The organism is Streptomyces sp. NPDC028928 (assembly GCF_055564915.1).
Map to the genome: position 1 here is coordinate 1 of NZ_JBVHVI010000006.1, position 11,737 is coordinate 11,737.

An 11,737-nucleotide genomic window follows, 5' to 3' on the forward strand; every position below is an offset into this window, starting at 1 on the left:
TTTGAGGGGGGTGATGTGGGGGGAGTGGGAGGCGTAGTCGACGGGGATGAGGCGTGCGTCGATGCCGTCCGCGATCAGGTGTTGGTGCAGGGCGTGGATGGCGTCGGTGGGTCCGGCCAGGGTGGTGCTGGTCGCGCTGTTGTGGGCGGCGATGGTGACCTCGGAATAGCGTTCCAGGTGTGGGTGGAGGTGTTCGGCGCTGGTGGGGGCGTGGAGCATGGTGCCGTGGCCGGTGATGCGGGTGAGGGCTTGGCTGCGTAGGGCGATGATGCGGGCGGAGTCGTCCAGGGTCAACGCGCCGGCGATGTGGGCGGCGGCGATTTCGCCTTGTGAGTGGCCGATGACGGCGTGGGGGGTGAGGCCGTGGTGTTGCCATACCCGGGCGAGGCTGATCATGGTGGCCCAGATCATGGGTTGCAGGACGTCGACGCGTTGGGTGTGGGGGGTGTCTTCGGTGTGGTTGAGGGCGTCGATGAGGTGCCAGTCGGTGTGGGGGGTGAGGGCCTGGTGGCAGGCTTCGATGTGTTCGGCGAACACCGGGTGGTGGGTGAGGAGTTCGCGGGCCATGCCGGGCCATTGTGAGCCCTGTCCGGGGAAGATCAGCACGGTGCGGGGCGGCTCGGTGGGTGCGGTGGCCGTGTAGAGGGCGGGGTGCGGCTGGCCGGTGGCGAGGTGGTCGAGGGCGGTGAGGAGGTCTTGGCGGTGGGTGGGGGTGAGGGCGGCGCGGTGGGTGAAGTGGGTGCGGGTGGTGGCGAGTGCGGTGGCGATGTGTTGGAGGTGTTCGTGGGGTCGTTGGGTGAGGTGGGTGTGCAGGCGTCGGGCTTGGTCGGCGAGGGCTTGCGGGGTGCGTGCGGACAGCAGCCAGGGGCCGGTGACCTCACCCGGTTCACTGGTCTGCTCTTCTGCCGGTGCTTGTTCGAGGATGAGGTGGGCGTTGGTGCCGCTGATCCCGAACGATGACACGGCTGCCCGGCGCAGTTGTCCCTCACCGGGGGTGGTCCAGGGGGTGGCCTGGGTGAGGAGTCGTACGTTTCCGTTGTTCCAGTCGATGTGGGGGGAGGGGGTGTCGGCGTGCAGGGTGGCGGGCAGGACGGCGTGGCGCAGGGCCTGGACCATTTTGATGACACCGGCCACGCCTGCTGCGGCCTGGGTGTGACCGATGTTGGACTTCAAGGATCCCAGCCACAACGGCTGTTCCGTGGGCCGGTCTTGGCCGTAGGTGGCCTGGAGGGCCTGTGCCTCGATGGGGTCGCCGAGTTTCGTGCCGGTGCCGTGCGCCTCGACGACGTCCACATCGGCGGCGGTCAGTCCCGCATCCGTCAACGCCGCCCGGATCACCCTCTGCTGGGCGGGACCGCTCGGTGCGGACAGCCCGTTGCTGGCGCCGTCCTGGTTGATGGCGCTGCCGCGGATGACGGCGAGGATGCGTCGGTTGTTGCGCTGGGCGTCCGACAACCGCTCCAGGAGGAGGACGCCGACGGCTTCGGCCCACGCGGTGCCGTCGGCCCCGTCGGCGAAGGCCTTGCACCGGGCGTCCGGGGAGAGCCCGTGCTGTCGGCTGAACTCCACGAACATGCCGGGTGAGGCCATCACTGCGGCACCGCCGGCCAGCGCCAGCGTGCACTCGCCGTCGCGCAGGGCCCGCACGGCCAGGTGGATGGTGACCAGAGACGAGGAGCAGGCGGTGTCCACGGTCAGGGCCGGGCCCTCCAGCCCCAGGGTGTAGGCGATACGGCCGCTCGCCACCGACGTGGTGGTGCCGGTGAAGACATGGCCGTCGTGGCCGGCGGAGGGTTCGTACAGCCGGGGGCCGTACTCCTGGGCGGTGGTGCCGACGAAGACGCCGGTGGGCGTGGCGTGGAGGGTGGTGGGGTCGAGGCGCGCGTGTTCGATGGCTTCCCAGGCCGTCTGCAGGAGCAGCCGCTGCTGCGGGTCCATGGCCGTGGCCTCACGGGGGCTGATGCCGAAGAAAGCCGCGTCGAAGTCGCCCGCGCCGTCCAGGAATCCGCCCTCGCGTACGTACGAGGCGCCGGTCCGGTCCGGGTCGGGGTCGTAGAGGTCGTCCAGGTCCCAGCCGCGGTCGGTGGGGAAGGGACCGATCACGTCCCGGCCGCGCGAGACCAGGTCCCACAGTTCGTCGGGGGACGAGGCGCCGCCGGGGAAGCGGCCGGCCATGCCGACGATCGCGATCGGCTCGTCGCTCCGGGCGGCCGTGGCCCGGCCGGGCGCGTCGGCGGCGGACGGGCCGCCGCTCAGCTCCGTGTGCAGGCGCGCGGCGAGGAGGGCCGGGTTGGCGTGGTCGTACGTGACGGTGGACGGCAGGGGCAGGCCCGTCTCGGCGGCGAGACGGTCGCGCAGCTCCACCGCGCCCTGCGAGTCCAGGCCGAGATCCTTGAAGCTGCGGTCGGCACGGATGTCGCCGCCCGAGGCGTGACCCAGGACGGCGGCCGTGTGGGCGCGGACGACCCGGAGCAGTTCGTCCGCTCCGGCGCGGTCGTCGGTCGCCGCGGGCTCCGGGGCCCGGACGGGGGCCGGGGGCGCGTCGCCCGTCTCCTCCTGGGGCCGCGCCGCGCCTTCCAGCCAGTGCAGCCGGCGTTGGAAGGCGTAGGTCGGCAGCTCGACGTGGCGGTGGGAGCCGTCGGCGCCGAGTACGGCCGTCCAGTCGACCGCGACTCCGTGCGTGTGCAGCCGGGCCAGCGCGGTGAGCAGGGTCTGCGTCTCGTCGCGGTCCCGGCGCAGGGTGGGGGCGGAGACCGTGGCGGTGCTCGGGCGGGAGGCACCGGTGAGCCCGTCACGGGCGAGGCCGGTCAGGGCCGCGTCCGGTCCGATGCCGAGGAAGGCGGAGGTACCGAGCGCCTCGGCGGTGCGCACGGCGTCCAGGAAGCGCACGGTCCGCCGGGCGTGGGCGACCCAGTGGTCGGGCGACGCGAGTTCGCCGGGGGAGGCGAGGGCACCGGTGACGGTGGACACCACCGGCACCGTCGCGGGGGCGTAGGCCAGCGTGCGCGTGACGTCGTGGAACTCGGCGAGCATCGGCTCCATGCGGGGGGAGTGGAAGGCGTGGCTCACCCGCAGCCGCCGGGTCCGGTGGCCGCGGCCTGCGAGGATCCCGGCCAGTTCCGTCACCCTGTCGGTGTCCCCGGCGAGTACGACCGTGCGCGGGCCGTTGACGGCGGCGATCCCGACCTCGCCCTCGTACCCGGCGACGACGCCGGCCGCTTCTTCCGGGGTCGCCTCCACCGAGAACATCGCGCCGCCCTCGGGCAGCGCCCGCATCAGCCGGCCGCGGGCGGCGACCAGTGCGCACGCGTCCGCGAGTGACAGCACACCGGCCACGTGCGCCGCCGCGATCTCGCCCACGGAGTGCCCGAGCAGCAGCCCGGGGCGCACGTCCCACGACTCCAGCAGCCGGTACAGCGCGACTTCGACGGCGAACAGGGCGGGCTGGGTGAGGTCGGTGCTGTCCAGGACGGCGGGGTCGACGCCGGCCGCGGAGCCGAGCAGCAGGTCGTCGAGCGGGCGCGGCACCAGCGGGGCGAGTTCCGCGAGTACGTCGTCCAGGGCCCGGGCGAAGCGCGGGTGGTCCTGGTACAGCGTGGCGCCCATACCCAGCCGCTGGCTGCCCTGCCCGCTGAAGACGAAGGCGAGCTGCCCGGGGTCGGCGACGGTTCCGCTCACCACGTGGGCGGCGGGTTCGCCCGAGGCCAGCGCGGTCAGCCCGTGCAGCAGGGTGTCCCTGTCCCGGCCGACGACGACCGCGCGGTGCTCGAAGGCGGTGCGGCTTTGGTGCAGGGCCGCGGCGATGTCCCGGTCGCCGGTCGCCGGGCGTCCGCCCGGTTCCGCGGTGAGGCGGTCGTACAGGCGTCCCGCCTGGTCCCGCAGCGCGTCGGCACTCCGCCCGGAGACCGGCCAGACCAGCCACCCGCCGGCCGGCCGGTCCTCGGGGACCCGTGCGGTCCCGGGGGCCGCCGGAGGGTTCCCGGACGCCCCGTCGGGTCCGCTGCCCTCCGCCTGGGAGACGATGGGTTCCGGTCGCCCGTCCGGGCGGCCGTCCCCGGGTTCCGCGCCTTCGCCCGGCGTGGGCGGCGCCTCCGTGAGGACCACATGGCAGTTCGTGCCGCCCATCCCGAAGGAACTGACGCCGGCGGCGAGCGGACCTCCGTCCCGCGCGGTCCAGGGGGTGCGCTCCACCTGGACGCGCAGACCGAGTGAGGCGAGCGGGATCGCCGGGTGGGCGGTGCGGTGGTTGAGGGTGGCCGGCAGGGTGCGGTGACGCAGGGCCAGGACGGTCTTGAGCAGCCCGACGACGCCGGCGGCGCCCTCCAGGTGACCGACGTTGGTCTTGGCCGAGCCGACGGGCAGCGGATCGTCCGCGGGGCGTCCGGTGCCGAGGGCCGCGCCGAGTGCGGCCGCCTCGATCGGATCGCCGACCCGGGTGCCGGTGCCGTGCAGCTCGACGTAGCCGGCGGTGGCGGGGTCGAGGCCGGCGGCGGCCCAGGCGCGGCGGATCACGTCGGTCTGGGCGGCCTCGCCGGGGACGGTCAGGCCGTCGGTGGTGCCGTCGTTGTTGGTGGCGCTGCCCCGGATGACGCACAGCACGCGGTCGCCGTCGGCGCGGGCCCGCGCGAGCGGCTTCAGCAGCACGAGGCCGGCGCCCTCGCCGCGGACGTAGCCGTTGGCGCGGGCGTCGAACGTGAAGCAGCGGCCGTCGGGGGAGAGCGCGCCGAAGCGGGCGGTGCTCAGCGCGCTCTCGGGGGCCAGCGCCAGGCTCACCCCGGCCGCCAGGGCCAGCTCCGACTCGCCGTGCCGCAGGCTCTCGCAGGCCAGGTGCACCGCCACCAGGGACGAGGACTGCGCGCTGTCCACGCTGAGGCTCGGCCCGTGCAGGTCGAAGGTGTACGACACCCGGTTGGCGATGATGCCGCGGTTCAGCCCGGTGAGGGTGTGCCGGCCCACGGCCTGGGGTCCATGGGCCCGGGTCAGGGCGGCGTAGTCGTCGGCGATCGCCCCGACGAAGACGCCGGTACGGCTGCCGCGCAGGGACTCCGGCCGGATCCCCGCGTCCTCCATGGCCTCCCAGGCCAGTTCCAGCACCAGCCGCTGCTGCGGGTCGGCGGCGGCGGCCTCGCGCGGTGACAGCCCGAAGAACTCGGCGTCGAAGCTGCCGACGTCGTCGAGGAAGGCCCCGTACCGGGCGGCGGCCTCGGGGCCGGTCTCCGCGACCGGGGCGACACCGCGGCCGTCCGGCGCGGTGGCCACGGCGCTGCGGCCGTCGTGGAGCAGCTGCCAGAACGCCGCGGGGTTGTCGGCGCCGGGCAGGCGGCAGGCGAGGCCGATGACCGCGATCGCGTCGGCTGCCGCGTCGTCGTCGGATGTCGCGTGTGCGGGGTGGCCAAGTGGCATCGGGTGTCGTCGCCCTTCTCCAGCGCGTCGGCGAGGGAGCCGCGGTGGCCGGGCCACCGTCGGCCACACAGGGTCGGTTCCTGTCCTTAGGCGGTGCTTTTCGCGGCCTTAAGGAGCCCGCGACCACGCGCCGATCGCCGTACGGGACCGGCCTGTTGAATAAACGGGGCCTGTCCCCATATAGTTCGAGGGGCCGACGGAACACCTCCGTGGGCTGATCCGTCCCCCCATCTCGACCGCTTCCCGGCGTGCATGTCCGGTGGCCCGCGCCGGAGCCGAAGGAGAGCCATGAGCGACCAGACCAACTCCCCGCCGACGGTCGTCACCGACCCCCCACCCGCAGGCGGTGACCGGGCGGGCGGTCACCCAGGGATCACCCTGGCGCTCATCGCGACCGCCTACCTGATGGTCGGCCTGGACGCGACGGTGGTGAACATCGCGCTGCCCGAGATCCAGGACGCCCTCGGCTTCTCGTCCGTCGGTCTGTCCTGGGTGGTCAACTCCTACACGCTCGCCTTCGGCGGTCTGCTGCTGCTCGGCGGGCGGATGGGCGACATGCTCGGCCGGCGCCGGGTGCTCGTCGCCGGCACCACCTTGTTCACCATCGCCTCGCTGCTCGGCGGGTTCGCCAACTCGCCCGAACTGCTCGTGGCGGCCCGGATCGGGCAGGGCGTCGGCGCGGCACTGCTGTCGCCCAACACGCTCGCCCTGATCGCCTCCAACTTCGAGGAGGGGGCCGCGCGCAACCGGGCGCTCGCGGTCTACTCCGCCACCGCCGGCGCGGGCGCGTCCGTCGGCCTGATCCTCGGCGGCGTGCTCACCGACTGGGTGAGCTGGCGCGCGGTGATGTTCGTCAACGTGCCGCTCGGCCTGGCCGTGATGCTCGGTGCCCCGCGCTTCATCCGCGAACCCGAACGGCACCGGGCCCGCATCGACTACGGCGGCACCGTCACCGTCACCGCGGGCATGGTCGCGCTGGTCTACGGATTCCTCAGGGTGCCCACCGACGGCTGGGGCGACGGGCTGACCGTGGGCTCCTTCGTGGCCGCGGCCCTGCTGCTGGCCGCCTTCCTGGTGATCGAGACGAGGGTTGAGCAGCCCATCGTGCCGCTGCGGCTGTTCCGCAGCCGCAACCGCTCCGGCGGCTACCTGAACATCCTGCTGCTCACCGCCACGATGATGGGGCTGTTCTTCTTCCTCAGCCAGTTCGTGCAGAACGCGCTGGACCTCAGCCCGGCCCGTGCCGGTCTGGCCTTCCTGCCCATGACGCTGGCGATGTTCACGACCGTCGCGCAGGTGCCGAAACTGCTCCCGAAGTACGGTGGCAAGCCGCTGATGATCACCGGCGCCACGCTGATGACCGTGACCATGGTGTGGCTCACCCAGGTCTCCACCGACAGCAGCTACTTCGGGTCCGTCTTCGCACCGCTGCTGATCTTCGGCGTCGGCATGGGCCTGAGCTTCATGCCGCTGAACGCCACCATCCTCGCCGGGGTCGCTCCCAAGGACTCCGGTTCCGCCTCGGGCATCCTGCAGACGCTGATGCAGCTCGGCGGCGGTCTCGGCCTGGCCATCCTGGTCACCGTGTTCGGCACGGCACAGAAGGACGCCGCCGGAAAGCCGGCCGGCGCCTCCCCCGAGGTCCAGGCACAGCACGCTTTCACCGAGGGACTGCAGTCCGCCTTCACCGTGGGCGTCGTCTTCGTGGCCCTCGCCCTGGTCGTGGCGGTGTTCGTCTTCCGTACGCCGAAGCCGCCCGCCGCCGCGTCCGCCAAGCCGACCCCGGCTTCGGCGGCCAAGGAGGGCTGACCCGGCGCGAACCCCCGTCGAGCCGAGGTTCCCTTCCTGCTCGTGTGCCCGGACGCCCCTGCCGGCGTCCGGGCACACGTGCGTCCGACGGCGGGAGCCGTACGACCACGGCCGGGCGGCGAACCCGACGGACCCCGACCGCGCGCCGCCCGGGTGTCCCTGGGGGTGAGGTTGTGTGCCGTCCGGGGGCCCCTGGGGGTGTGGTTGTGTGCCGTCCGGGCCGTCCGGGCCGTCCGGGTGTCCTGTGGGTCATGTCCGCGTGCCGCCTGGCTGTCCCTGGGGGTGTGGCTGTGTGCCGTCCGGCCGTCCCTGGGGGTGTCGTTGTGTGCTGTCCGGCTGTCCTGTGGGTCATGTCCGCGTGCCGTCTGGGCGTTCCTGTGGGTCTTGTCCGCGCGCCGCACGGCTGTCCGGGGGGGGGTGTGGCTGTGCCGTCCGGGCGTCCCTGGGGGCTGGTTGTGTGCTGTCCGGCTGTCCCTGGGCGTCGTGTCCGTGTGGCGTCCGGGTGTTCCTGTGGGGTCATGCCCGTGGGCTGTCCGGGCGTTCCCGCGGAGCAGGGCCGTGGGCTGTCCGGGCGTTCCCGCGGAGCAGGCCGTGTGCCGTTCGACCGTTCCCGTCGGAGCAGGGCCGTGTGCCGGCCGGGCGTTCCCGCGGAGCAGGGCCGTGTGCCGTTCGACCGTTCCCGTCGGAGCAGGGCCGTGTGCTGTCCGGGCGTTCCCGCGGAGCAGGGCCGTGTGCCGTTCGACCGTCCCCGCGGAGCAGGGCCGTGTCGAGGTCGGATGCCCGAAAGCCGGGCGCTAGCCGCGCTTTAGAGGCCACCGGGATCCTGTCGGACAAGTGCGAACGGCCCCCCAGCCTGGAGGCACGCGTGACCGACACCGCCGAGTCGGCCGTACCGACCGACGAACCGGCCGAACTTCCCAGCTTTCCCATGCCCCGTCGTTGTCCCTTCGGCCTGAACGAGCAGTACGCCGAACTCCGTGACACGGCACCGATCACCCCCGTCGCCCTGGCCAGCGGCCGGGACGCCTGGCTGGTGACCAGCCACGAGCACGTCCGCGGTCTCTTCCTCGACCCGCGGCTGAGCGCGAACGGCACCCACCCGACCTTCCCGATCCTCGCCCCGCGCCGGAAGTCCTTCGACGAACAGGCCAAGGGCTTCCTGCCGTGGATGGACCCGCCCGAGCACACCCGCTACCGGCGCATGCTCATCAACGAGTTCACCGTGCGCCGCATCCGCGCCCTGCGACCGCGGGTGCAGGCCGTCGTGGACGGCTGCATCGACCGGATGCTCGACGGCCCCCGCCCGGCGGACCTCGTCCAGGCGCTCGCCCTGCCGGTGCCGACGCTGACCATCTGCGAGGTGCTCGGCGTGCCGCCCCAGGACATGGACCACGTCCAGGAACGCGCCGAGGTGATGGTCAGCCGGGTCCACCCGCCCGAGGAACGCGCCGCCGCCCTGAAGGACCTGCGTACCTACCTCGGCGACCTCCTGCACCGCAAGGGCGACGAGCCCGCCGACGACGTCCTCAGCCGGCTGGTGGCCCGCCACCGCGAGGCCGGCGCGGACGACCACGACCACCTCACCGGCCTGGCCCTGCTGATCCTGATCGGCGGCTACGAGAGCACCGCCAGCACCATCGCCCTGGGCACCGTGGCACTCCTGTCGCACCCCGAGCAGGCCGCGGCCGTCCGGGCGGACCCCGCTCTCGCCCCCAAGGCCGTCGAGGAACTCCTGCGCTACTTCAGCGTCGCGGACAACGTCACCAGCCGGGTCGCCCTCGAGGACATCACCGTGGGCGGGGTGACGATCCGCAAGGGGCAGGGCGTCCTGCTCTCCAACGCCGCCGCCAACCGCGACGGCGCGGTCTTCCCCGACCCGGAGACCCTCGACATCCACCGCGACGCCCGCCAGCACATGGCGTTCGGCTACGGCATCCACCAGTGCCTGGGCCAGAACCTCGCCCGGCTGGAACTGGAGGTCGTCTTCAGCACCCTGCTCACCCGGCTGCCCGGGCTGGCCCCCGCGGTGCCCGTCGAGGAACTCCCGTTCAAGGACGACGCCATCATGTACGGCGTCCACGAGCTCCCGGTGACCTGGTGAGCGCCGCTGCCGGCCGGCGGACGGACCCCGCGACCCGGCCCCGGATCGACCGCGAGGTCTGTGTGGGCGCCGGGCAGTGCGTCCTGGCCGCTCCCGAGGTCTTCGACCAGAGCGACGACGACGGGCTCTCGTACGTGCTGCTCGCGCAGGTCCCGCCGGAACTGGCGCCCGCGGTACGGGACGCGGCCGCCCGCTGCCCGGCCCGCGCCGTCCTCCTCGACGGCCCGGCCCCCGAACCGCACGCCGACGGTGCCTAGCCGCCGCATCCCTGGAGGCCCACCAGTGACCGATACCGCAGACGTCGGCCCGCCGCCGTCGTACCCCATGCCGCGCACCTGCCCGTTCGCACTGCCGGAGCAGTACGCGCGGCTGCGCGAGGAACAGCCGCTGGCCCGGGTCAGCCTGCCCACCGGCAAGGAGGCCTGGCTCGCCACCCGTTACGAGGACGTACGCAGGCTGTTCACCGAACCCCAGCTCAGTGCCGACCGGGTGCACCCCGGTTTCCCCGCCCTGCTCAGCGGCCAGCAGGCCATCGACCGGCGGGGCTTCCTGCCCTGGATGGACCCGCCCGAGCACGCCGTCTACCGGCGCATGGTGATCAGCGAGTTCACCGTGCGCAAGGTGGAGGCGCTGCGTCCGGCGATCCGGCGGACCGTCGACGACTGCCTCGACCGTGTCGTGGACGGCCCCAGGCCCGTGGACCTGGTGCAGGCCCTGTCCCTGCCCGTGCCCTCGCTGACCATCTGCGAACTGCTCGGCGTGCCCTATGCCGACCGCGAGGTCTTCCAGTCCCGGGCCCGGCTGATGACCGACCGCGGCACCAGCGGCCCGGACCGTCTCGCCTCCCTCGTGGAACTCCGCGCCTACCTGCACGCACTCGTGCTGCGCAGGACGGCGGAGCCGGAGCGGGACCTGCTCAGCCGACTGGCCGTGCGGTACCGCGAGGCCGGGGTGGAGGACGCCGAGCACCTGACCGGTATGGCCCTGATGATCCTCGTGGCCGGCCACGAGACCACCGCCAACATGATCTCGCTGGGCACCGCCTACCTGATCGAGCACCCCGAGCTGAAGGCCGAGCTGCTGAAGGACCCGGCGCTGGTGCCCAAGGCGGTCGAGGAGATGCTGCGCTACTTCAGCATCTCCGACCACGCCACCGGCCGCGTCGCCCTGGCCGACATCGAGGTCGGCGGCGTCACCATCGCCGCCGGCGAGGGCGTGCTGCTCTCCAACGCCGCCGCCAACCGGGACGGCCGCGTCTTCGAACGGCCCGAGGAGTTCGACCCGCACCGCGCCTCGCCCTCCCACATGGCCTTCGGCTACGGCATCCACCAGTGCCTCGGTCAGAACCTCGCCCGGCTGGAGCTGGACCTGGTCTTCACCTCCCTGCTGGCCCGGCTGCCGGACCTACGGCTGGCCACGCCACTGGGGGAACTGCCGTTCAAGAACGACGCGATCATGTACGGCCTGCACGAACTCCCCGTCACCTGGTGACGGGCACGACGGCCGGGCCCGCCACGGCGGCGGACCCGGCCGTCGGTCAGGACAGCTCAGGACCAGCAGAGCAGGATCCAGCAGAGAGGGACCCATCGCCCCATGTCCAAGACCATCGCCGTATTCGGAGCCGGTACCGGCCTGGGGCTGGGCGTCGCCCGGCGCTTCGGCCAGGAGGGCTTCCGGGTCGCCCTCGTCGCCCGCACCCAGTCCAAACTCGACGCGCTGCGCGCGGAACTGGCGGCCGAGGGCATCGAGGCGCACGTCTTCACCCAGGACCTGGCCGACCACGCGGCGCTCGCCGGCACCGTCGCGGCGATCACCGAGCGCTTCGGCCGGATCGACGTCGTCGAGTACAGCCCGGCCGGCATCACCGAACAGCCGGTGGCCACCCTGGATTTGGATCTGGAGAACCTCCAGCCGCAGCTCGACGTGCGGCTCCTCGCTCCGATCCGGCTGGTCCGCCTGGTCCTGCCGGCGATGCTCGAACGCGGCGACGGCGCCCTGCTCTTCGGCCTGGGCGCGGCCGGTACCACCCCGCTGGCCGTCATGAGCAACGTCGGCATCGCCTTCGCCGGCTTCCGCAACTACCTCAAGACGCTCCACGACTCGCTCGCCCCCAAGGGCATCTACGCCGGCGGCCTCACCATCGGCGCGCTCATCGAACTCAGCGAGGCCCAGCGCAAGTTCGACTCCGCCGACCGCAGCAGCGTCGGGTTCACCCCGGAGCGGGTCTGGCCGAAGGATCTCGCCGACCGCTTCTGGGACATGTACGTCAAACGCGACCGGTTCGAGGACACCGTCGGCACCATCGGCTGAGGGCTCGGACCCTCCGCGAACGCGGGGGGGGGGGGGGGGGGGGGGGGGGGGGGGGGGGGGGGGGGGGGGGGGGGGGGGGGGAGGGGGGGGGGGAGGGGGGGGAGAGGCTATGCA

The 11,737-nt window shown here is 73.1% G+C and carries 6 protein-coding genes; 5 read left to right on the forward strand and 1 reads right to left on the reverse strand.

Annotated elements, in window-relative coordinates; all coding sequences use genetic code 11:
- Positions 1-5,403 (reverse strand): beta-ketoacyl synthase N-terminal-like domain-containing protein (locus ACZ4U1_RS15755; protein WP_467903552.1); only part of this gene is annotated, 5,403 nt, incomplete at its 3' end.
- Between the two features lie 288 nt (positions 5,404-5,691).
- Between ACZ4U1_RS15755 and ACZ4U1_RS15760 the strand changes: the two genes are divergently transcribed.
- From ACZ4U1_RS15760 to ACZ4U1_RS15780, 5 genes are all read left to right on the forward strand, one after another.
- A complete protein-coding gene (locus tag ACZ4U1_RS15760) occupies positions 5,692-7,212 on the forward strand; it encodes an MFS transporter (protein ID WP_467903554.1) in 1,521 nt (506 codons plus the stop codon).
- Positions 7,213-8,140: 928 nt separating this feature from the next.
- Complete coding sequence (locus ACZ4U1_RS15765) at positions 8,141-9,313, forward strand: cytochrome P450 (RefSeq protein WP_467904178.1); 1,173 nt, start codon at positions 8,141-8,143, stop codon at positions 9,311-9,313.
- Positions 9,310-9,570: a ferredoxin gene (locus ACZ4U1_RS15770; protein ID WP_467903555.1), complete on the forward strand. Its 261-nt coding sequence runs from the start codon at positions 9,310-9,312 to the stop codon at positions 9,568-9,570. The genes ACZ4U1_RS15765 and ACZ4U1_RS15770 overlap by 4 nt, the downstream gene beginning before the upstream one ends.
- A 25-nt stretch (positions 9,571-9,595) precedes the next feature.
- Complete coding sequence (locus ACZ4U1_RS15775; RefSeq protein ID WP_467903557.1) at positions 9,596-10,804, forward strand: cytochrome P450; 1,209 nt, start codon at positions 9,596-9,598, stop codon at positions 10,802-10,804.
- 102 nt (positions 10,805-10,906) lie between these two features.
- Entirely contained in the window at positions 10,907-11,623 is a 717-nt protein-coding gene (locus ACZ4U1_RS15780; protein ID WP_467903559.1) for an SDR family NAD(P)-dependent oxidoreductase, read from the forward strand.
- Positions 11,624-11,737 lie beyond the last annotated feature (114 nt).

Bases quoted from the DNA above. Each gene is read 5' to 3' on its own strand.
- ACZ4U1_RS15760 (WP_467903554.1), top strand. From the start codon at position 5,692: ATGAGCGACCAGACCAACTCCCCGCCGACGGTCGTCACCGACCCCCCA.
- ACZ4U1_RS15765 (WP_467904178.1), top strand. From the start codon at position 8,141: ATGCCCCGTCGTTGTCCCTTCGGCCTGAACGAGCAGTACGCCGAACTC.
- ACZ4U1_RS15780 (WP_467903559.1), top strand. From the start codon at position 10,907: ATGTCCAAGACCATCGCCGTATTCGGAGCCGGTACCGGCCTGGGGCTG.